The organism is Planctomycetota bacterium, from assembly GCA_039819165.1.
Classification (GTDB): Bacteria; Planctomycetota; Phycisphaerae; order Phycisphaerales; family UBA1924; genus JAHCJI01.
In genome coordinates this window covers 562,853-585,031 of record JBCBSM010000001.1, presented here as the reverse complement: position 1 = coordinate 585,031, position 22,179 = coordinate 562,853, and the positions used below count along the sequence as shown (strand labels likewise).

The window sequence follows — 22,179 nt, the reverse complement described above, 5'->3', positions numbered from 1 at the left end:
GGCCCGCCGCGGTCCCGCCCGAGCAAAATGCTAGAACACAACGAGTTGGCGTCAAGCCGAAGCCCGCGTCAAGATCCCGCTAAGGCCGCCTTCAGCGCGGCGATCTGCGCCTCGGACAGGCCCGCGCCGAGCGGATCGAGGCGGGCGTTCTCGTGTGCCGCGAGGGCTCGCTCGGCGGCCACCCGCGCCCGATCGGGCCATCCCGCGGCTCGAGCGGCCTCGAAGCGGCGGAAGCGGAGCTGCGCGCTGGCGGGGTTGAGTTCGACGGCCGCTCCGAGGGCGTCCCATGCGAGCTCCGGCCGATCGGGCGTCGCGGCCTCGAGCAGGCCCGCGAGGAAGATCCAGTTCTGGGCCGAGGCGGGGCTCGTGCCGCACGCCCGCCGTGCCAGCTCGAGTGCGGCCTCGGCGTCGGCGGGATTCTGGGACCAGCGGAAGGCCTCGAATCGGGCGCGGGCGGCGATCCGCAGCGTGGGCCCGTCCGCCGGGGCTGAGCGTGCCGCCCGCTCCAGGTCGGCCGCCGCGCGCTGCGCGGTGATCGCCGAGGCTCGCCGCATTGCGCGAGGGATGTCCGCCGGCGGCACGCGTCCTCCGAGAACGCTCGAAAGCTCGTCGGCGGCCGCCCGCGCGACGGCCGGATCGCCGCCGCCGGCCTGGAGCCGTGCCGCGATCGAACCCGGCAGCGCGGCGTGCCCGTGGGCCGAGAGCATCGCCGATTGCCATGCCCACACCGCCGGCAGTGGCCACGCGGCGAGCAATACCGCCAAAAGCGCCGGCGCCAGGCCGGCCAATCTCGCCCATCGTGGCGGCGTCGTAGGAGGCGTGTCCGGAGCGCCGGCACCGCACGCCAGCCCGATCCAGGCCGCCCACAGCGCCGCCGACGGCACGAGCACCGCCGCCATCTCGATCTGCGCGTGCGCGATGAGCGTGATCGCCGCCGCACCCGCCGCCACCGCCATGGCTCGGGTCCCCTGCACCGCCTGCCACGCCGCGAAGGCCACCAGCCACCACGCGACGAGCCCAATCACCCACGCGGCTGCGAGCGCCGGCGTGAGTACGCCCGCCGAGCCGATCTCGAAGCGAGCGCCAATCGCGACCATCAGCGAGGTGCCGGCGACGAGCGCTAGCCGCGGCGCGCGGCTGGCCTCCTCGTCGACGACGTCCCTACGCAGCATTGCCCGACTCGCGCACACTGCCGCGCCCACGATGGCCACCGCCACCAGGAGTCCCACAAGCACGCCCAGGGTCGCCGTGGCATCAAAGAGCACGCTGTGCGGGCTGGCGGCGTTCTCGGGGCTCAGCGGGTTCTTTGCCAGGGCGTAGGCGTCCTTGAAGCCGCCCGGCCCGACGCCGAGCAGCGGGTGGTCGATCGCGATGCGGCTCGCCGCCTCGACGTAGAACCAGCGGAAGAGCACGCTCAGTTCGCCGATCTGGTCGCCGAGAGCGCCGCGAGCCACCACGGCCAGCAGCGGCAGGACGATCGCGGCCCCGCCGACGCACGCCGCGACCCGGCCCGTCCGCCAGCGCGCCGGCAGCAGCCACGCCCCCAGCACGAGCAGCAACCCCGCGCCGCCCGCGGCGATGGCGCCCTTGCTCGCCGTCGTCAGCAGCGTGGCCAGAGCAAGGATCGAGGCGAGGCCCAGGAGCACCGTGCCCGCATCGCAGCGCCGCGCGCGGACCTCGGCGACGAGCAGCGCCACCAACGCCACCGTGCCGGCCGCCGTGAAGGACGCGAATACGTTCGAGAACGAGAACCAGCCGGTCAGCTCGGGCTGCGCGACGCGGCGCTCGAAGCCGCGGGCGCTCGCGCTATCCGGTCGAAGCCCCTGCGCCGCCAGGATCTGCTCACGGTCGGCCCGGAAGCGCTCGAGCGTCTGGGGATGCTCTACGAAGAGCTGGACCGCGCCCTTGGCGATCAGCAGCGCGGTGAACCCCGCGAGCACGGCCAGCACCGCCCGCCTCGCCGCGGGGTCCGCGCAGCCACGCGCAATCGCGCCGGCGGCGGCCCACGCCGCGAGCCAGGACATCGCGGGAGATAGATCCGCGGGCCTCGGTCCATCGGGCATGCCATGGACCAGCCCAACGATCGCGATCAGCGGCAGGCTCGCCAGCCAGGGGAGCCAGGTCCGCCAGCGACGGATGGGCGCGAGGCCCAGCACGCAGGCCGAGAGCACGAGCAGGACGACGTCGGCCAGCAGCGACTCCCGCGGGCCGAACGCGCCGGCCGCCGCCGGCACGACGAACGGGTCCAGGCCCCAGCCGGGCATGGGCTCGAAGACGATGGCCGCCCGCAGGCACGCGACGAGCGCGAGCACCATCGTGCACGCGAACGCCGCCATCGATCGTGGGCCCTCGTCAGCCATCGCCGCCCCACCGCATCGGCCAGAACTCGAGGGCCGCGAGCACCACGACGACCGCCGCCGCCTGCACCGCGATGAGGACCGCGCCCGCGGCATCGACCCGCGCCAGCAGTACGCCCGAGACGCCGCTGATGGCCGCCAGGCCCCACAGCGCGAGCACGGCGCCGGTGCGGCCCAGGCCGCGGTCGGCCAGGCGGTGGCTCACGTGCTGCAGGTCGCCGACCAGTGGGCTGCGGCCCTGGGCCAGCCGCAGCAGCACGACGGTCGCCAGGTCGTATAGCGGGACGGCGAGCACCAGCGGCGGGAGCAACGCGGCGTACCAGTTGCCCGCCTCGGCGTTGACGTAGGTCCCCCGCACGCTCAGGAAGCCCATGGCGAAGCCCAGCACCAGCGAGCCCCCGTCGCCCATGAAGATGCGGGCCCGTGGGAAGTTCCAGGGCAGGAAGCCCAGGCACGAGCCGGCGACGCACGCGAGCATGCCCGCCACGAACCACTGGCCGGCCGCCAGCACCGTGAACAGCAGGAAGCCCGACGCGATGGCCGCCAGGCCCGCCGCCAGACCATCCATGTTGTCCAGGAAGTTGAGGGCGTTGGTCATCGCCAGCAGCCAGGCCGCCGTCACCGCCACCGAGAGCGCGTAGCCCCCCGGGAGCGCATCGAGCAGCACCAGCATGCGGGTGTCGGTCAGCAGCGGCACCGCGATGCACGGCAGGGCCATCAGCCCGAGCTTCAGCCAAGGGCCCAGCGGCCGCCGATCATCGATCAGCCCGAGGGCGTGCAGCCCGAGCAGGGCCGCCAGCAGCCAGGCCAGGCCCGGCAGGCTCCCGCGGAGGCCGTCGACGTGCTCGGCTGCGTCCGGGTGCATCGCCGGCGGCTGCGAGAGCCCAACGATGAGGCCCACGACGGCCAGGGGCAGCACGATGCCCGCTGCGATGCCCACGCCACCGATGTTGGGCACCCGCCGGGGCGCGGCCTTGACCTGCCCGGCGACGCCCGGTGCGTCGAGGGCCTCCAGCCGCCGACCGGCCGCCACCGCCGCGCCGGTCGCCAGCAGGCCGACCACCAGCGCAACCAGGCCGAGTCCAAGGACGAGCAGCGGCATCGGGCGGTTCTAGGCGTCGCCCGCGCCGGACGCCGTTCGCCGCCGCTGCACCTGCCGCCGCACCGCCCACGGTGCCCACGCCGCCACCATGATCAAGCCGCCTATAGCGAACATCACGGGCAACCGCCAGGGCCAGGGCCCGAGCGCGGCCTGCGGTCCGTCGTCGGTGCGGCCGACGTAGGCGTAGTTGCCGCCGCTCTGGCCGTCATCCAGGATGATGTTGACCGTGAGCACGACCGCCACGTAGCCAAGCGTCACCAGCACGCCCCGCAGCAGGTCCCGCCAGGTCGGCAGGAAGCCCGCGACGATCGCGACGTACAGCGCCGGCGCCACGATGTCGAGGTGCCCGAACCAGAAGCTCCAGTAGTGCAGGTACGCCGGCCCCTTGGTCAGCACCGGCACGACGTAGGCCGACGACGACAGCGCGAGCCCCCAGAAGTACAGCAGCGTGTGCGCCAGGCGGTTGGGCGCGATGAACGCCCACACCGCGATGAACGCCGCCAGGTCGCACACGTGCAGCGGCAGGTCGTTCTTGGGATCGAACGGCTCGCCACCCGGCACGCGCGGCTGGAGGAACGCCCAGAACGCCACGTTCAGCAGGTTGATGCCGAGCAGCACGAAGCCGATCCGCCGGCGGAAGCGCCGCTCGGTCGCCTCGTCCCGCCGCCTGAGCCTCAGCCCCCACCAGATCAGCAGCCAGCCGAGCGCCAGGTTCCACGCCAGCGTGATGCCGTGCATCGGCGTGAAGGGCGCGAAGGTCTCCAGCGACATCAGGCCGACCCCGCGTGCTCGTGGCGGAGCTGTCCGCAAGCGGCGGCGATGTCTCGCCCGCGGCTCGCGCGGATGTGCGCGTTGACGCCCCGCCGACGCAGCACCTCCAGGAAGGCCCGCACGTCCTCGCCGCGTGGCCGCTCGAATCGCGTGGCGCCGCCGTCCATGGGCACCTCGTTGTAGCGTATCAGATTCACGTTGGCCCGCATCGACAGGGCGAGGTCGGCCACGGCCTCGGCGTGCCCCGGGCGATCGTTGACGCCCCGAAGCAGGATGTACTCCAGCGTGATCTCGCGGCCGGTCTTCTCGAACCAGCGCTGGCAGGCGTCCAGCAGCTCGCGGACGGTCGAGTACTCGGCCCAGGGGATCAGCCGCCGGCGGAGCTCGTCGGTAGGGGCGTGCAGGCTGAGGGCGAGCGTGACGGGCAGGTCGAGCTCGGCGGCCAGCCGCTCGATGGCGCGAGGCAGGCCGACCGTCGAGATCGTGATCCGACGTGCCGAGATGCCCATGCCCCAGGGCGCCGCGAGCGTCCGCACGGCATGCACGACGTTCCCGAAATTCGCGAGCGGCTCGCCCATGCCCATGAAGACGACGTTGCTGATGCGGCCGACGCCTTCGAGCTGCGCCAGCCGCCAGGCCTGCTCGACGATGCGGCCGGTCGACAGGTTGCCGTCGAGCCCGCCCAGGCCGCTCGCGCAGAACGTGCAGCCCACGGGGCAGCCCACCTGGCTCGAGATGCACGCGGTCTTGCGGGGGCGGCCCTCGGTCCGCCTCGCGACGCTGGGGATCATCACGCACTCGGTCTGCCGCGCCGAATCGCTGTAGGGCATGCCGCCGGGCGAGCCGTCGCCGTTGAGTATCGGCAGCCGCATGCCGTGATCGATCTGTGCATGCCCCGCGTCGAGCTGGCCGGGCCGCATCGCGTCGGGCCACTCGACCAGCAGCTTTTGGGTGCCGTCGGTCGCCACCTGGTGGGCCACCGTCGGCCCCGAGAGGAACACCATCTCCGCGGCGAGCGTGGCGCGATCCCGGGCGGCCAGGTTCGTCATCGCCCCGGGATCGACCACGCCCCGGCCGTACACCCACTCGAGGATCTGCTTGGCTCGAAACGCGGGCATGCCCCGCTGGCGGCACCACTCCGACAGCGATTCCGGCGTGAAGTCGAAGACGTGGTGCTCGGGGTGCTGCACGGAGGATCGTAGCGGCGGGCTTCTATCGCCCTCGCGGCTGCGGACCATGGCCAGGCGCCCGCGCGAGCCGGCCGACGCGCCCTAGCCCTCGTCCTGCTGACGCTTGACGGCCTCCCGCAGGCCGCGAATCTGCTCGCCCATCCGTTCCATCTGCTGCTCCATGCGGATCAGCTGCGCCTCGATGCTCGCCTCATCCTCGCGGGCCCGGCGGTCGAGCGCGTCGCGCGCGTTGGCCGCCTGGGCTTCGGTCATGGAGCTGATGACCACGCCGATGAACAGGTTCAGCACGATCATGGTGCCGATGATCACGAAGCTCGTGAAGTAGGCGGCGGCCAGAATGGGCATCGGCCGCGGCACGACGCGATCGAACCGCTCCAGGCCGGGCGGCGGGTAGACCCGCGAGCCCAGCGACTGCGTGTAGTACAGGTCGGTCCAGTCCTCGAGCGTCACGGTTCGCAGCAGGCTGAACATGCTGTCGTGCAGCGTGCCGAAGTGCACCGGGTCGTTGCGGCCGAACAGCACCGTGCCGATGACCGCGTAGACATAGAACAGGACCATCAGCAGCCCCGCGACGTACACGATCGAGGGAATCGCGTGCAGCAGCGCCGTCACCAGGATCCTGAGGCGGGGGACGGCCGTCAGCAGCCGCAGCACGCGGAGCACCCGCGCCAGCCGCAGCACCGCCGCGTAGGGCCCGCCCATCGGCAGCAGGCACACCGCGACGATCACGAAGTCGAAGGTGTTCCAGCCCGAATAGAAGAACCGCCAGGGCTTGGGCCAGTGGGCCCCGATGCGGACGACGATCTCGGCCAGGAAGAAGCCGATGACCGCCTTGTCGATGGCCAGCAGCACCCCGCCCGCCCGCTGCATCACGCCGGGGTAGGTCTCCAGCCCGACGTTGATGCCCGCGACGAGGATGGCCCCGACGACCACTGCCTGGAACCGCGACGACTCCGCCAGCGCGCGGAGGGAGAGCGCCAGCCGGCTCTTCGTGGTCGGGTCGTACGGCTCGGACACGCTCATCGGGTGCGACGATAGCTGGCGATCGCGGGACGGGCCGATTCGGTTCTAGGCGATCCGCGGATCCACCCAGCGGTATAGCACGTCCACCGCGAGGTTGAAGAGCACGAGCATCGTCGCGAAGACCAGCACCACGCCGATGATCAGGAACAGGTCCTTGTTCTGCACGCCGTTGACAAAGTGCTGGCCCATCCCCGGCACGTTGAAGACACGCTCGACGATGAATGAGCCGGTCATCGCCAGGGCGGCGGCGGGCCCCAAGTAGCTCAGCACGGGCAGGAAGGCGTTCTTGAGGGCGTGCCGCAGCAGCACGACCCGTTCCGCGACGCCCTTGGCGCGGGCCGTGCGGACGTAGTCGGTCGAGAGCGCTTCGATCATGCCCATCCGCGTCAGCCGGGCGATGTAGGCCGCGAACGGCAGGCTCAGCGTGATCGCGGGCAGCAACATGTCCTGCGGGCCCGCGCTCGAGCCCACCTCGCCCAGCCCGAGCCACACCGGGAACACCAGAAGCAACACCGTGCCGATCACGAAGCTCGGCAGGCTGATGCCCACGAGCGCGACCACCAGTGTCGCTAGGTCCGCCAGCGAGTTGGGCTTGACGGCACCCACGATGCCCGCGAACGTGCCCACGCCCAGCGCAATCAGGATCGCGATCGAGCCCAGCGTGATCGACACCGGCAGCGAGTCCCGCACGATCTCGTTGACCGTCCAATCCTCGTACTCGAGGCTCGGACCGAAGTCGAAGACGTACCGCTGCCGCGGGGGCTCGCCCGCCGCCTCGGCCTTCTCTCGCTCGCGCGCGATCTCCCCGGTCAGCAGGTCGCGGGCGTAGTCGAATCCCGTGGCGCTGGCCAGGTACGAGGCGTAGAACCGCGGGAAGCTGTCGAGGTTGTACTGCCGCTTCATCGCGGCGATCACCTCGGGCTTGGGCTGGCGGCCCTCGGGGTTCTCGAGCGGGTTGCCCGGAATCGCCCACGCCAGCGCCAGCGTCAGCGTATAGATCACCAGCACGATGAGGGGAAGCTGCAGCAGCCGGCGAACGACCAGGCCCAGCATTACTGGCTCCCCGCCGCGGACGCCGGACGCATCGCCCGGGCCTCGTCCCGGCCCTTGCCGTCGTCGAGCAGATCGATCAGGAACATATTCTGCGTCGTCCGCGGGTGGGGGTTCAGCCCGCTCACCCGATCGGGATCGAACAGGTAGATCGTGACGTAATGGAAGAGCGGCACCATGGGCAGGTCCTCCTCCATGATGATCCGCTCGGCCTCGCCGAGCAGCGCCATGCGGCGCTCGCTGTCCAGCTCGACGGCCGCTTCGTCGAGCAGTTCCTCGTACCGCACGCCGTGGTACTTGCGGTCGTTGTTGCCATCGTCCTTGCGGTTGATGTCCAGGAAGGTCGTCGGGTCGCCGTAGTCCCCGTACCAGCCCGCCCGGCTGACCATGAAGTTCTGCTCCTTCAGGTCGTCGCGGAAGACCTTGATCTCCTTCTGCTCCAACCGGACATCGACGCCGAGGTTCTCCTGCCAGTTCTTCTGCACGACCTGGGCGATCAGGTCGTGCCCCGCGTCCTTGTTGAACAGGATCGTGATCGTCGGCAGGTCGTCGGGCGACGGATACCCCGCCTCGGACAGCAGCGCCTTGGCACGCCGGACGATGTCCGCCCGCTCGGCCTCGGTTGTCGCATCACCCAGGCTCTCGAGGCCGTCCGGGCTCGCGTAGCCGCCTATGGAATCCCGCGGGATGAGCGTCCGCGCAACCGGGTTGCCCAGCCGCATCACGTCCTCGACGATGGCGTGCTTGTCGATCGCCATCGCGAAGGCCCGCCGCACCCTCGCGTCGGCGAACGGGTTGGGCGTGCCGTCGGGCAGCGTGGGCAGGCAGTTGAAGTTGTACCAGTACGTGGCGAACGCCGGCACCGCATGGATGTTCTTCCTGGGGTCGTCGGGCAGCCGCCGATCGATCTCGAACTGGTCCAGCCCCTCGGCCTGCAGCCGATCGACCAGCTCGCGGTTCTCCTCGTAGAACGCGGCCTTATCGGCCAGCATATCGGCGCGGTAGGCCGGCGTGACGTCGCTGACCCAATCGACCACGCCGGTCTCGTACGCGAGCACCGCCGCGTTGGGATCGTTGATCGACGGGATCAGCACCGTGTCGACGTCCAGCTTGTCCGGATTCCAGTAGTAGGGGTTGCGCTCGAAGAACATGTCCCGCTTGAAGCGCCAGGTGGTCAGCTCGAATGGGCCGTTGCTGACCAGGTGCGGCGGCTTGGTCCAGCCGAAGGCCACCTTGAGCAGGCCCGTGGCCGGATCGATGCTCTCGTACTGCCGCACCAGCGGCGGGTACACCGGGTAGAACACCGCGAAGGCGAGCAGATCCAGGAAGTAGGGCGTGGGCTGCTTGAGCTCGACCTCGAGCGTGCGGTCGTCGAGCGCCCGCAGCCGGACCATCTCGGCGAACTTCGCCTCGGTCTCGGCCCACAACGCCTCGGCGGCCTCCCGGCGGGCCTCGTCGGACTCGAACCGCCGATCGGGGAACGCGTCGAGCTGGGCCTGCCTCCAGTCCGCGAATTCGGGTGCGCCCTTGATGAGCTGGAACAGCTTGGTGTAGTCCGCCGCCGTGTCGGGCAGGATCGCCCGCCGCCAGCTGTACACGAAGTCGTGCGCCGTGACGGGCGAGCCGTTGGTCCATTTTGCGTTGTCGCGGAGGTGGAAGGTGTAGGTCAGCCCGTCGCCGCTGATGTCCCATCGCTCGGCCACCGCCGGCACGACGTCGTAGCCCTGCGTGAACACGTCGTTCTCGACGAGGCCCTCGAAGACCATCCGCGCCACGCGGAGGTCCTGCATCCAGCTCATCTTCTGGAGGTCCAGCGTGCTCACGTCGCCGCGGTTGACGAACGCGAAGTCGGCGCGGGGCAGCGGGCGATCGCTGACCATCGTCGCGGCCACGACGAGGGCCAGCAGCAGCACGGGGGCGAGCAGCTTGACCATGGCCGACTGTACGACGCGGCGGGCCCCGCGGCTGCGGCCGCCACGCGCCGAGGGCCTACCGCAGGTTGAACTCCCCGATGGGGAATCCGAACTCGTTGCCCATGATCCGCATCAGGTCGTCGATGGCGCGGCGGAAGGTGTCGCCGCCGTCGTCCGACGTCCCACGGAAGCGATCCAGCAGTTGCAGGCGGTTGAGGTCCTGCTGCACGTCCGCGTCGACGCGGACCAGCGAGGGCAGCGTGCTGGCCACCAGCAGCGCCGTCTCGATTGATGCCCGGGCGTCGGCGGCGGCCGGCTCGGAGATCTCGCCGGCCTGCTCCCGCCGCACCAGCTGGAAGGCCAGCGCCCCGCAGCGGCCCATGAGCCGCATCGCCTCGCGACGCCACGCCGGGTCGACGTCGCCCCGCCGCTGCGTCACGCCCGACTGGATGGCCCCCAGCCCCTTGATGAGCGGCTGGATCCGGTCGCCGAGTTGGTCGTCGACCGGCAGCGTGTGCATCCGTGCCCCCGTGGCCCGCGTTAGCTCGATCGCCGCGTGCGTCGAGAGGCCCGACGCGCGATCCTCGGGCACCCGCATGGCCTGCGCCAGCGCGTCGATGCGGGCGTCCAGTTCGCTGCGTTCCGTCGTATTCGGGATGGCCGCCGCGACCGCGTCCACCGCCTGGCGGGCCTGGGTGGCGTCGAAGGCCGGGGTCGCGATCACGCCCGCACGGAACGCGTTCTCGGTGCCCGAGAGGGCCGCGAACCGCATGGCCGCGTCGCCTCGCTCGGCGACGTCGAGCAGCGTTCGCAGGCAGCGATCGGTGCCGATCCAGCCACAGATGATGGCCGAGTTGATGCCCAAGAAGGCGTCGCCTCCCCGCATGGCGGCATCGAGTCGATCCTGGAGCACCTGGTCCAAGGCGGACCGGAACGCGGCGGTGGTGTCCTCGCGGAGCAGGGGGGCGACCAGCCGCCGCCGGGCCGTGCTCGCCGCCACGGGGTCGCCGCCGCTGAGGATGGCCCAGTTGGCGTCCGCCCAGCCGCGGACATCGGTGCGGTCCTGCCCGGAGAGCGAGAGCTTGGCGGGGATCGAGGGATCGAGATCGCTCTGCGCCCGCGTGCCGGCCGTCGCCGCCAGGACTAGCACCACCGCACACAGTCGAGGGATGAGTCCTCGCAAGGCCAGCTCCTTGGTTCCCAACACAATCCGGACAGAAACGGGCGTCGAACGATCGATCGGCCATCCGCGCCGCCCGCTCGGAGGCACTCCTCTACGCGAGGCCGGGACCCGGCGGTTGCGGAAGGCCCCAAAGCTAGCCGAACCCGCCCATATGGTCAACGCGGGGCACCGATGGCGACCACCGGCGGCGGGGCGCCTCAGTAGACCTCCACGAACATCCGGCGGGTCGGCTTCACCTTGCGATGGATCATCTTGCGGGTCCATCCATCGATGTCGTCGGCCACCTCGGGATCGATCCGCAGGTATCGCTCCAGCGCATCTCCCGCGAATCGACGCGCCAGCCGCTGTGCGATGCCGAGCTCCATGCCCAGCAGCCCGCAGACGTAGATCAGCCCGCGATCGGATCTCAGGATCTCGCCGAGCAGATCGGCATCGTGCTCCAAGCGGTCCTGGACGTACATCGGGCCCGCGCCGTCCCGCTGGGGCTGGCGGCTGACCGTCGGCAGGTACGAGAAGTTCGCGTGCTCCGCGTCGAGGGCCCGCATCGCGCCGTCGTAGAGCAGATCCGTGGCGTAGGGCGCGCCCATCACCAGCGCGATGCGGCTCTCGGGCGCCCGCTCGAGCAGTTCGAGGACCATGCCGCGGAAGGGCGCGATGCCGGTGCCGGTCGCGAAGAACACGTAATCGTGCTCCTCGGGCCGTGCGGGCAGCACGAATCGCTTGCCGTTGGGCCCGCTGACCCGCAACCGATCGCCGGGCCGCAGATCACACAGGTAGTTCGAGGCGACGCCCGTAAACAGGCCGGGCCCGTCGGACCGCTCGTCGATCAGCCGCTTGACGGTGGTGGCGATGACGCCGCCTTCGCCATCCTCGCCCCGCGTTGGCGACGCCAGCGAGTACAGCCGCAGCGCGTGCGGTCGGCCCCGTTCGTTCTCTCCCGGCGGGTGCACGCCGAAGCTCTGGCCCGCGACGAACGAACGCGCCAGAGGCGTGCCGCCCACGTCGATCTCGATGTGCCGAACGAAGCTGGCCGCCTTGCCACTGGCGGTACAGATTTCGTTGGACCGCACCACGCCCTCGACCGGCTCCCTCGGGCCCACGCGGTGCAGCTCGGCCGTGACGAGATCGGGCCCGGGATCGATGTGGTGCTCCGCGTCGAGCGCCGCCATCCGGTCAGCCGTCCCCGGGCGTGGTCGCGTCGCTGCGAGCCGATCCACCGAGTTCGTCTCGCCGCGCCTCAAGGGCGTCGGCGGTCTCCTGGAGCGCCTCTCGGGTGTCGCCGGTCGCCCGGACCCGCCGGAACGCCGATGCCGCCCTGTCGTAGGCCTGGACGGCCGCCTCGCGCTGCTCGGCGGCCCGCTCGCGGAACTGCCGGGTGAGGGCGCTCAGGCGGGACTGGTCCTGGGTCGACGCCGCGCTGGCCAGCCGGTCCAGGGTCTCGGCGAATCGATGCAGCGTGCCGGCCCGGCGGGCGGCCAGCGAGGCCAGGTCGCTCTGGGCGACGGCGGCGGTGAGCGCCCCCTCGTCGCCGCGGGCCGAGCCGGCGGCGGCCGACAGGGCCTCCTGGGCCGCGTTGGTCGCGTCGCGGGCCTGCTGGAGATGCAGGGCCTGGACCTGCTCGATCATCTCCCGCATCTGGGCGGCGTACCGGCGGGCGTCCTCCGAGGCGGTCTCGGCCTCGCGGAGGGCCTGCTGCTCGCGCTCGTCCACCGCGCTGCGGGCGGCCCCGAGCATCGTCAGCTGGCGGTTGGCGGCCTCGATCTTGGTCTCCAGCTCGCCCACGGCCGGCAGCCGCACCAGGATCTCGGCGTCCAGTTCGCTCGCCCGCGCCTCCAGGCCGTCGGCCTGGCGGCCCACGCGGCGGGCCTCGCCGATGGTCTCAGCCGCCCGGATCGGGTCCTCGCCCAACGAGCGGTCCCGCAGCCCGGTCTCCCGGCGTCGCAGCGTGTCGATCTGGCCCTCCAGATCCTCGATCTGGCCGCGGAGGGTGGCCACCTGGTTCCGCGCCGCGTCCCGCTCGTCCTCCAGCCCGCCCAGCTCGCGCTGCCGCTCGGCGATCCGCTCGTCGATCTCGGCCCGCTCGGCGGCGGCGTCGTAGCCCTCCAGCGTCGCGGCGACCTGCTCGGCCGACAGCCTCGCGGTCTCGAGCGAGAGCACGCGGGCGAGCATCTCGCTGGCCTCCCGCTCGACGCGGGCCAGATCCGCCATCGCCGGCAGCGAACGGCCGGCCTCGGCCCGGGCCAGAAGCTGCCGGGCCGCCGCGGCGTGGGCGCCATCGCCCGAGGAAGCCGCGGTCCGCACCGCCGAGGCCACCCGGCCGTACTTGGCGGCGGCGTCGTTCTCGTCCGCCGGCGGGATGGAGCCCGGCGAGATCGCCCGCATCTCCACCGACGCATCGGCGATGGCGGTGGCGTTCGGATCGGCGTTATCGCAACCGCCAAGCAGGACGAGCCCCGCCACGCCGGCCATCGCCACGGGCACCGCACCTCGCACTACATGCATCGACTCACTCCGTCGGCCGCCGCCCGGCGAGCACCGGGCGACCCTGGGTCCACGATCGGGATCGCACGCCGTCCGCTGTTCGGGCGGTCCGGGCGAGCGGTTCGGATCCGAATGGGCACTCTAGGGGCGGGCGGGGCCGATCAACCGCCGCCTCTGCCGGCCGGATCCGCCGGACCCTCTGTGGCTCCCGCATCCGAACCAGCGGGCGGATACTCGATCGGGTACTCGGGCCGGGGCTGGTAGAGCGAGCGGATCCACGCCGTCGTGTTCCGCCAGTCGGGGTCGTCGACGGTGCGGAACACCGGCTTCCACGCGTCCCCCGGCCCCTCGTCGCGGGGGATCTCGGGGTGGGGGTAGCGGGAGCGATCCCGCGCGAGGCCCAGGTGCAGCAGCGGGCTGCGTTCGGGCTGCTCGAAGTCGATCAGCGGCGTGCCGTCGGCCAGCCGGAATCGCTGCAGGATCAAGAAGTTGGTGTACGCGCCGGGCTCGCTGGACGCGCGACGGCGCTCCAGACGGAGCTGGCCCGCCTCGGCGCCACCATGGCAGCGGCTCGTGGCACACCCGGGGACCAACCACCGCCGCACGTCCTGGCGGAACAGACGCATGCTCTTGGGGTCCTGCTGGACCACGACCTGGCCGTAGAACTCGCGGGCCTGCAGCTCGAACATCAGCCGCAGGATCCGCTCGGGCTCGGCCGCCGCCAGCGCCACACGGCCCTCGGGGGTCTGCGGCAGCCGCGGATCGTCCCGGTACGCCACCAGGAAGCGCTGGACGACGTCCCGCGGTATCCGCAGCCGCGGCGGATCGAGCAGGTCCAGCTCGAACACGCGGATCAGGTTGATCTGCTCGGGCGTCAGCAGCGGCAGCGGCTCGGGGCCCTCCGCGCGCTCGGGCTTGACGCCCATGCCGCGGCGCTCGAAGAGTCGCGTCTGCCCCCGGATGGTCTTGAGCATGGCGCGGAGCCGGGTGTCGCGGGGCCGCCGCTCGACGAGCCTCGAGATCTCGAAGTGGGCGACGTGGTAGAGCTCCTTGCCCACCAGCCAATCGACGAGTTGCTCGAGCTGCACGACGTCGTCGTCATCGATCTGCGCCCGCCACTGGCGATACCGCGTCGCCAGGTCGGGCAGCCGCACCAGCCGCTCGATCTGCGACTGCCGGAACACCCGCCGCACGCCGCCGATGGACACCGTGACTTCCGCCGCGGTCTCCTCGAGCAGGTCGGCGTCCTGCGAGCGGCCGTCGCGGAGGACCAGTCGGATGGGCGCCCGCCGGCCGAGATCACCGGCGAGCTGCGTCTCGGCCTTGGCCCGGAGCGTCTCGGGGTCGGCGGGCCTGGCCTCCTGAGGGGCGGCCAGCGACACGGCGGCCGGCGGGACCGCGTCGTGCTGGCGGACGACGGCGAGCACCGCGGCGACACCGAGAGCCAGCAGCACTAGCAGCCACAGCGACGGCGCCACGTCGCGGGGCGTGGATCGGTCATCCGATCTTCGGGGGGGTGCGTCGGGCACGGATCCTCATCGAAGCTTGATCGAGGCCAGCGCCAGCACCAGCAGCAGCACGCCGGCGATCCAGAGCCTCGCGACCACCTTGGGCTCGGCCAGCCCGCCCAGGTGCAGGTGGTGGTGGTACGGCGCGCACCGGAAGATCCGGCGGGGTCCGCCGGCCGCGAACCGCTTCGTCCACTTGTAATACCCCACCTGGAGCACCACGGATGCGATCTCCAGCACGAAGATGCCGCACATCAGCAGGACGACGATCTCCTGCCGCGTCACGAGCGCCACGTAGCCCGCCAGCCCGCCGATGGGCAGCGAGCCGGTATCGCCCATGAACACCTGTGCCGGGAACGAATTCCACCATAGGAAGCCCAGGCTGGCCCCGAGCAGCGCGCCCGCCAGCACGCTCAGCTCCTCGGACCCCGGCACGTAGGGCACCAGCAGCTGCTGCGCCGTCGACTGCGTGCCGGCGATCACCGCCAGCACCACCAGGCCCACCGACATCGTCGCCGACAGCCCGCCCGCGAGCCCGTCCATGCCGTCGGTCAGGTTGGCGGCGTTGGAGAGCCCCGCGATCATCAGCGTGCCCACCACCACGAAGGCCCACGCGGGCAGGAACAGCAACGCCGGGTTCACCTCGCCGCCGCCCGGCAGCGTCGTTCGCTGGAAGGGCAGGTTGACCGCGTGCGCGAGGTCCAGCGCCTCGGGCGTGTCGGCGTGCCGGAACGCGAAGTAGGCGATCAACGCCGACGCGCCGAGCTGGAACAGCAGCTTCTCCCACGAGTGCAGGCCCTGCCGCCCGCCGCCCCGCCTCGACGCCAGCAGCTTGAGGACATCGTCGGCGCCGCCGATCAGCGAAAAGCTGACTAGCAGCAGCAGCCCGGTGCGGACGTAGAAGTTCGCGAGGTCGCCCAGCAGCAGCGTGGCGGCGAGCATGGCTCCGCAGATCAGCACGCCGCCCATCGTCGGCGTGTGCCGCTTGGAGGCCGCGCCCATCTGCAGCGCCTCGGCGTCGCTCAGTCCCGGGTCGCCGATCTTGAACTTCACCAGCTGCGCGATCACCTGCTTGCCGAAGCCCAGCACGAGCCCGAAGGCGAGCACCGCCGACGCGAGTGCCCGAAACTCGACCTGGTAGAGCACCTGGAAGGCGTCCATCAGCCACTCGGGCAGCACGTCCTGCAGCGCGGTGATGAGCCAGTACAGCACGGCCTAGATCACCGCCGGCCGTGGAGCCGCGTGCCGCAGCGCGGCGGCCACGCGCTCCAGCCGCACGCCCCGCGACGCCTTGAGCAGCACGATCGATCGCGGCTCGAGCACACCGGCCGCGCGATCCGCGGCTTCCGTCGCGTCGGCGCACCACACGCACGGCACCCCCGCATCGCGGGCCGCTCGGAAGCCGTGCTCGCTGGCCTCGCCGACGAACACGCAGGCATCGGCGACCTCGGCGGCGGCACGGCCGACCTCGGCGTGCAGCGCCGGGCTCTCGTCGCCCAATTCCAGCATGTCGCCCAGCACGGCCACGCGGTGGCGATCACCACCCAGCGCCACCAGCGTCCGCAGCGCTGCAAGAGCCGACGGCGGATTGGCGTTGTAGCAGTCCTCGATGAGCATCCGGCCGCCGGCCTCGTGCACCGCCAGCCGCATGTCCGCGGGCGTGAACGTTGCCAGGCCGACGCCGATGTGCTCGTCGGCAACGCCCCAGGACCGCGCGAGCGCGATCACGGCCGCGGCGTTGAGTGCGTTGTGCTCACCGGGCACCGGCAGATCCCAGGCCGAGTCGTCGTCCAGCTCGAATCGCAGGGCCGCGTCCTCGTGCCACGACCGCCGGATCCGCAGGATCGCGTCGTCCCGCGCACCAAACGTTGCCGCCCGGCGACCGCCCGCGAGGAGGGCATCCTCCGGCGGCACCACGACGAGTCCGGCCGGGGCCAGCACCGCGACGGCGTCGGCGAACTCCCGGCGGATGCCCGCGATGCCGCCCAACTCGCTCGCGTGCGCTAGGCCGACGCTCGTGATGATCATCGCGTCGGGCCGCGCGATCCGCGCGTACCCGGCGAGTGCGCCCGGCGTGCCCTCTCCCAGCTCGCACACGAGGGCCTCGGTCCCGCCGGGCGCATTGAGCACCGCCAGCGGCACCCCGAGCGCGTTATTGAACGAACGCGGCGACGCGTGCGTTCGGAACGTCGTGCCCAGCACCGACTCGAGCATCCGCACCGTCGTGGTCTTGCCGTTGCTGCCGATCACGCCGACGCACCGCGCGCGCATCGACGCACGGACCGCCCGGGCCGCGGCAGCCAGCGCGTCGATCGTCGACGCCACCCGCAGCACCGCCAGGCCATCGGGCGCCGCGACGCCGCGCTCGACGACGGCCGCAGAAGCTCCAGCGTTCCGAGCGGCGGCGAGCATGTCGTGCCCGTCGGCGCGCTCGCCCCGCAGCGCGAAGAAGACCTCGCCCCGGCCGAGCGTTCGCGTATCGATGCCCGCGCCCGAGGCAACCGCGTCTCCGTCGGGCGGCGACAGCCAGGCACCGCCCGTGGCCTCCGCGAGCGTCCGCAGCGTCCAGCCGGGCGGCGTCACGCCACGCTCCCCATCGCGCGAGCCCGCAGGGCGGCTCGCGCGATCTCGCGATCGTCGAAGGCCCGCCGCACCGTGCCGCCCTCGCCGTCGGGCAGGATCTGGTAGTCCTCGTGCCCCTTGCCGGCGATGACGACGAGGTCGCCGGCGGCCGCCGCCTCAATGGCCAGGCGGATCGCCCGCTCGCGATCGGGGTCGCAGCGGACCGACTCGTGCGAGCCCACGCCACCCAGCACGTCGTCGATGATGGCCGTCGGATCCTCGGTCCGCGGGTTGTCGGAGGTGACCACGACGTGGTGGGCGTGCCGGGCCGCCGCCGCCCCCATCCGTGGCCGCTTGGTGCGGTCGCGATCACCGCCGCAGCCGAAGACCACCCACAGCCGGCCGCCGGCCATGCCGCCCGCCACCGCGGCCAGCGTCTTGTCCAGCGCATCATCGGTGTGGGCGAAGTCGACGAACACGAGCGGGCCCGCGACGCCGGCGACCTCGATCCGCTCCAGCCGGCCCGCCGGCGGAGCCAGCGTCGGCAGCGCCCGTTCCAGATCCTCCGCCGAGGCCCCGAACGCGTGCGCCACCGCGACCGCCTGCAGCGCGTTCATGGCGTTGTGCGACCCCGGCAGCGGCAGCCGCCCGGAGATCACGCCCCACGGCCCGCCCAGCTCGACCCGGCTCGCCAGGCCGTCGGCGGTTGCTGCCACCCACGCGTCCGCGCCGGCCGGGTTGGCCGAGCACCGCAGCACGCGTGCGCCGCAGTCGCGGAGCATCCGACTGGCCTGCGGATCGTCCGCGTTGACGACCGCCAGGGCGTCCGCGTCGAGCGCCCCGAACAGCCGGGCCTTGGCTGCGGCGTAGTCGTCGAGCGTGCCGTGGTAGTCCAGGTGGTCGCCGCTGAGCCCTGTGAAGACGCCCGCGCGAAATCGCACGCCCGCGAGCCGCCTCTGGTCCAGGGCGTGGCTGGACGCCTCGATCGCCGCCGCACCGCAGCCGTTGGCGACCATCCGCGCCAGGGTGCCGCTGGTGACCTCCGCCGGCGCGGACGTCAGCGTCGCCCTGCAAGAGTCCGCCCCGTCGTGGTGCTCGATGGTGCCCATCAACCCGCAGCGAACCCCCGAGGCCTCGAGCAGCTGCCGCAGCAGCGCGCACACGGTGGTCTTGCCGTTGGTTCCGGTGACGCCCGCGATCGCCAGCGTCCGCGAAGGCGAGCCGTGCCACCGCTCGATGATCTCGGCGCCGGTCGCGGCCGGGTCCTCGCACGCGACGTGGACCGCCCCGTCGACGCCGATGCCGGGCCGGGCGACGACCGCAACCGCGCCCCGCTCGATTGCCTGGCCGAGATAGGCCGCACCGTCCACCCGGCAGCCGGCCCGGGCGACGAACAACCAGCCGGGCTCGACGAGGCGGCTGTCCTCGGTGACGCCGCGGATCGCGGGCGTCGCGCCATGCGGCAGCCGCACCGGCAGATCCCGGGCCAGGTCGGCAAGGTCGATCGATGGGCGTTGGGGTGTGCTCGCCACGTCCGTGCTCGGCACCTCCATCGGCCGGGATCGACCGCCCGACCGAGATTTCGGCCCCGCCGTCTCCCTACGGCAGGATCAGCATCGCATCACCATAGCTGTAGAAGCGGTACCGCCGCTCGATGGCGATCCGGTACACGGCATGCAGCTGCTGGACGCCGCCCGGCAGCATGGCCGCCACGAGCGCCATGAGCGTCGAGCGGGGCAGGTGGAAGTTCGTCACCATGCCGCCCACCAGCCGCCACCGCCAGCCCGGCGTGACCAGCAGGCTGGTCTCGATCCACCGCCCCCAGTCGCCCGGCGATTCCGCGAGCGTCTCGAGCGTCCGCGTGGCCGTGCTGCCCACGGCAACCACCCGCCCGCCGGCGTCGGCGGCCCCGACCAGGTCCCGCATCGCGGCGGCCTCGGCGTGGCACCACTCGGCGTGCATGTCGTGGGCCTCGACGGTGTCGGCCTCTACGTCGCGGAAGGTGCCGATGCCCACGTGCAGCCGGACGTCCCGGCGAGCGATGCCGCGGGCCTCGAGCCCACCAAACACGCCAGCGGTGAAGTGCAGCCCCGCGGTGGGGGCGGCCACCGACCCCGCGGCGGGAGCCGATGCCGCGTCCGATTCACCCGCGTAGATCGTCTGGTAGCGGTCGAGGTCGGCCGGCCCGTCGTCGGGCTCGCCCGATCGCCGGCGGGCGCTGCGGATGTACGGTGGCAGCGGGGGCCGCCCCAGACGATCCAGCACCGCTATCGCATCGGCCCTGGCATCGCCCGAGCCGCTCGCCAGCCGCGGACGGACCACCCACGCGCCCGGCGTGCCCTCCAGCCGCTCTGCCAGTTCGATGCAATCGGCCGAGGCCGAGCCATCCCGCTCCGAGAGCCGCACGACCGCGCCAGCCCGGAACCGCCGCGACTTGATCATCGCGTGCCACGCCTGGCCGGCAACGCCCAGGAACAGCCCCTCGACGCGGCCGCCGGTGTCCTCGCGGACGCCGACGAAGCGCGCCGGCAGCACGCGGCTGGTGTTGAGCACGACGCGGTCGCCGCGTTCCAGGAGATCAGGAAGATCGCGGAACACGCGGTGCTCGGGCGGGGCGTCGCCGCGGAGGACCATCAGCCGGGCGGCATCGCGGGGCTCGGCGGGCCGCGTCGCGACGAGCTCGGGGGGCAGGTCGTAGTCGAGGTCGCGTGTGGGCAGCATCGTCGTGGCCGCGCAACGCCACGGCGTTGCGCGGAGACATCATTGCCGCACGAGGCCGTGCGATCCCGCGGGACGGCCTCGCTGCCGTGCGCCAGCGGCGGTCTTATCAGACGGTTTCCGCTGGCACGCGGGTTTCAAGTGGTTCTGCGTGAACCGGGTCGAAGACAGCTACGCCATGCACTGCTGGGCCGTGTGCCCGCAGCGCTACGCCGCGAAGCCGATCCCCTTCGATCGCTTCCTGGCCCGAACGAACGCCGAGGAGCCACCGCTGGCGGCCGGGGCACGAGTCGCGCGTCTCGCCCACGGGGAGGAGAGCGGCGCCGCGCGTCCCGTCCCGGCCGCCCCGCGGCCCGAGGCCGCGGGCGATCGCGACGCCCCGCGGCTGGCGGATGTGCCGCCAACGCCCACGCCGCCAACGCCGCCCGAGGCGCAGCACGAGTTCCGCGTGCAGCACTTCTCGCCCATCGGGTCGATCATCGACGTGCTGGCGTAGGCCGAGTGCGCGGCCGGTGGTGCCGCGGCTTCCCTAGCCTATTGCTTTGGTGATCTTCCCGAACGAAGTCCGTTCTCTGCCGCCCCGCGCTCGCCCGGGGGGCGTCGCGCGGCCCGCGGTCTTCTTCGACCGCGACGACACCCTCATCCGCAACACCGATCTGCCGGCGGAAGCCTTCGCGGGCACACGCGGCGACCTGGCCGATCCGCGGCACGTTCGTCTGCTGCCGGGAGCCGCGGAGGCCTGCCGGGCCGCGCGGGCGGCGGGCTTCGCGGTCGTCGTCGTTACCAACCAGGGCGTGGTCGCCCGGGGCGGCGCGACGCTGGCGGACGTCGAGGCCACCTGCGATCGCATGGTCGAACTGATTGAGGTGGACGCCGGCCCGGGAACGGTCAACGCCGTTCTGGCCTGCCCGTTCCACCCGCGGGGCACGGTCCCGGCCTTCGCACGAGAGCATCCCTGGCGGAAGCCGGCCCCGGGCATGCTGCAGGCCGCGCGTGACCTGCTGGGGCTGGACCTGGAGTCGTCCTGGATGGTCGGCGATGCCGAGCGGGACATCGCCGCCGCCGTCGCAGCCGGCCTAAGCCCGGAGCGCTGCGTCCGGGTCGGCGAGGGCGCCGCCAATCTGCGCGAGGTCACGGCCCAGTTCGCGGAGCGGGCGGCGCATGGCTGAGGCGCATTCCAACCGCCTGCTGATCGTGATGCCCTCGTGGATCGGCGACGGCGTGATGGCGACACCCGCGCTGCGGCTGCTCCGCGACGCGCTGCCCGGCTGGTTCTTCGGCGGGCTAGCGCGGCCCGCGGTCGCGCAGGTCCTCGGCGGCACGCCGCTGCTGGACGAGATGCACGTCGAGCCCATCACCGGCGTGCTCGGGCCCAAGCGGGTCGCGGCGCGCTTGCGGCCCCGCCGATACGCCGCGGCGCTACTCCTGACCAACTCGTTCTCGACGGCTTTGGTCGCGAGGGTTGCCGGTGTGCCCCTCCGGCTGGGCTACGACCGCGACGGGCGGGGGCTGCTGCTCACGCACCGCCTCGCGGCTCCCAGGCGGCCGGGCGGGGGCTGGGCGGTCGTGCCCGCCGCAGACTACTACCACCACGCCGCGTGCGCCCTGCTCGACGTGCTGCAGGGCAAGACGGTCGACGCGCGGCGGCCGATCGAGCCCCTGCCAGCGGCGGCCCGCATGGAGCTGCCGCTGTCCGACGCCGAGCGGGCCGACGCCGAGGCCGTGCTGGGGCGGGCGGGCGTCGATCCGGCGGCGGGCTTCGCGGTGCTCAACCCCGGCGGCAACAACCCCGCCAAGCGGTGGCCGACCGAGCGGTACGCCGCCCTGGCGGACTGGCTCGCCGCCAAGCATGGGCTCGCCTGCGTCGTCAACGCCTCGCCCGCCGAGATCGAGATCGCGCGGGCCATCCAGGGCGCGTCCGCGTCCAGCCCGCCATGCCTCGCGGACCACGGCGGCTCGCTGCCCGCGCTCAAGGGCGTGATCGCCCGCAGCCGGCTGCTGGTCACCAACGACACCGGGCCCAGGCACCTGGCCGCCGCCCTGGGCGTGCCGGTGGCGTCGCTCTTCGGGCCCACCGACCACCGCTGGACGACCATCCCCGCGCCCGCCGGCGAGGAGATCGTGCTCGCCGACCCCGACCTGCCCGAGCGCGAGGCCGCCAACGACCACCCCGAGCGATGCCGCATCGACCGCATCTCGCTGGAGCGCGTGCGGCGGGCGGCCGAAGAACTGCTGCGGCGGGCCGCAGCCGCGAGAGCCGGCCCCTGAGGCCGCAGCGGGCATCGCCGCGGCCGGGCTGCTACCATCGGGGCCCGCCGGCT

18 protein-coding genes are annotated in these 22,179 nt (G+C 72.5%); 3 read left to right on the top strand and 15 right to left on the bottom strand.

Annotated elements, in window-relative coordinates; all coding sequences use genetic code 11:
* Positions 1-68: 68 nt before the first annotated feature.
* From AAFX79_02620 to queA, 15 genes are all read right to left on the bottom strand, one after another.
* Positions 69-2,360 carry an O-antigen ligase family protein gene (locus AAFX79_02620; GenBank protein ID MEO1007437.1) on the bottom strand — a complete coding sequence of 764 codons (2,292 nt, stop codon included), beginning with the start codon at positions 2,358-2,360 and terminating at the stop codon, positions 69-71.
* Positions 2,353-3,459 (bottom strand): MraY family glycosyltransferase, encoded by a 1,107-nt coding sequence (locus AAFX79_02615; GenBank protein ID MEO1007436.1) that lies wholly within the window; start codon positions 3,457-3,459, stop codon positions 2,353-2,355. Before AAFX79_02615 ends, AAFX79_02620 begins: the two co-directional genes overlap by 8 nt.
* 9 nt (positions 3,460-3,468) lie before the next feature.
* Positions 3,469-4,230, bottom strand: coding sequence for a TIGR02206 family membrane protein (locus AAFX79_02610; protein MEO1007435.1), 762 nt, complete (start codon positions 4,228-4,230; stop codon positions 3,469-3,471).
* Complete coding sequence (rlmN, locus tag AAFX79_02605; protein MEO1007434.1) at positions 4,230-5,420, bottom strand: 23S rRNA (adenine(2503)-C(2))-methyltransferase RlmN; 1,191 nt, start codon at positions 5,418-5,420, stop codon at positions 4,230-4,232. Before rlmN ends, AAFX79_02610 begins: the two co-directional genes overlap by 1 nt.
* Before the next feature lie 81 nt (positions 5,421-5,501).
* Positions 5,502-6,443 (bottom strand): ion transporter, encoded by a 942-nt coding sequence (locus AAFX79_02600; protein MEO1007433.1) that lies wholly within the window; start codon positions 6,441-6,443, stop codon positions 5,502-5,504.
* Positions 6,444-6,488: 45 nt separating this feature from the next.
* On the bottom strand, positions 6,489-7,496 hold the full coding sequence (locus tag AAFX79_02595) for an ABC transporter permease (protein MEO1007432.1): 1,008 nt from the start codon (positions 7,494-7,496) through the stop codon (positions 6,489-6,491).
* Entirely contained in the window at positions 7,496-9,427 is a 1,932-nt protein-coding gene (locus AAFX79_02590) for a peptide ABC transporter substrate-binding protein (GenBank protein ID MEO1007431.1), read from the bottom strand. The genes AAFX79_02595 and AAFX79_02590 overlap by 1 nt, the downstream gene beginning before the upstream one ends.
* A 55-nt stretch (positions 9,428-9,482) precedes the next feature.
* Positions 9,483-10,559, bottom strand: coding sequence for a hypothetical protein (locus AAFX79_02585; GenBank protein ID MEO1007430.1), 1,077 nt, complete (start codon positions 10,557-10,559; stop codon positions 9,483-9,485).
* Positions 10,560-10,786: 227 nt separating this feature from the next.
* Positions 10,787-11,758 carry a hypothetical protein gene (locus AAFX79_02580; GenBank protein ID MEO1007429.1) on the bottom strand — a complete coding sequence of 324 codons (972 nt, stop codon included), beginning with the start codon at positions 11,756-11,758 and terminating at the stop codon, positions 10,787-10,789.
* Positions 11,759-11,762: 4 nt separating this feature from the next.
* On the bottom strand, positions 11,763-13,091 hold the full coding sequence (locus tag AAFX79_02575; GenBank protein ID MEO1007428.1) for a hypothetical protein: 1,329 nt from the start codon (positions 13,089-13,091) through the stop codon (positions 11,763-11,765).
* A 140-nt stretch (positions 13,092-13,231) separates the two neighbouring features.
* Entirely contained in the window at positions 13,232-14,599 is a 1,368-nt protein-coding gene (locus AAFX79_02570; protein MEO1007427.1) for a hypothetical protein, read from the bottom strand.
* Between the two features lie 6 nt (positions 14,600-14,605).
* Positions 14,606-15,790 (bottom strand): phospho-N-acetylmuramoyl-pentapeptide-transferase, encoded by a 1,185-nt coding sequence (gene mraY, locus AAFX79_02565; GenBank protein MEO1007426.1) that lies wholly within the window; start codon positions 15,788-15,790, stop codon positions 14,606-14,608.
* Positions 15,791-15,793: 3 nt separating this feature from the next.
* On the bottom strand, positions 15,794-17,161 hold the full coding sequence (murF, locus tag AAFX79_02560) for a UDP-N-acetylmuramoyl-tripeptide--D-alanyl-D-alanine ligase (GenBank protein ID MEO1007425.1): 1,368 nt from the start codon (positions 17,159-17,161) through the stop codon (positions 15,794-15,796).
* Positions 17,158-18,672 carry a UDP-N-acetylmuramoyl-L-alanyl-D-glutamate--2,6-diaminopimelate ligase gene (locus AAFX79_02555; GenBank protein MEO1007424.1) on the bottom strand — a complete coding sequence of 505 codons (1,515 nt, stop codon included), beginning with the start codon at positions 18,670-18,672 and terminating at the stop codon, positions 17,158-17,160. Before AAFX79_02555 ends, murF begins: the two co-directional genes overlap by 4 nt.
* Before the next feature lie 67 nt (positions 18,673-18,739).
* Complete coding sequence (queA, locus tag AAFX79_02550; protein ID MEO1007423.1) at positions 18,740-19,861, bottom strand: tRNA preQ1(34) S-adenosylmethionine ribosyltransferase-isomerase QueA; 1,122 nt, start codon at positions 19,859-19,861, stop codon at positions 18,740-18,742.
* A gap of 148 nt (positions 19,862-20,009) precedes the next feature.
* On the opposite strand from queA, the gene AAFX79_02545 reads away from it, so the two are divergent.
* The 3 genes from AAFX79_02545 to AAFX79_02535 are packed head-to-tail and all read left to right on the top strand — an operon-like array spanning position 20,010 to position 22,126.
* Positions 20,010-20,354 (top strand): hypothetical protein, encoded by a 345-nt coding sequence (locus tag AAFX79_02545; protein MEO1007422.1) that lies wholly within the window; start codon positions 20,010-20,012, stop codon positions 20,352-20,354.
* 49 nt (positions 20,355-20,403) lie between these two features.
* Positions 20,404-21,027 carry an HAD-IIIA family hydrolase gene (locus tag AAFX79_02540; GenBank protein MEO1007421.1) on the top strand — a complete coding sequence of 208 codons (624 nt, stop codon included), beginning with the start codon at positions 20,404-20,406 and terminating at the stop codon, positions 21,025-21,027.
* Positions 21,020-22,126 carry a glycosyltransferase family 9 protein gene (locus AAFX79_02535; protein MEO1007420.1) on the top strand — a complete coding sequence of 369 codons (1,107 nt, stop codon included), beginning with the start codon at positions 21,020-21,022 and terminating at the stop codon, positions 22,124-22,126. The genes AAFX79_02540 and AAFX79_02535 overlap by 8 nt, the downstream gene beginning before the upstream one ends.
* Positions 22,127-22,179: the final 53 nt, after the last annotated feature.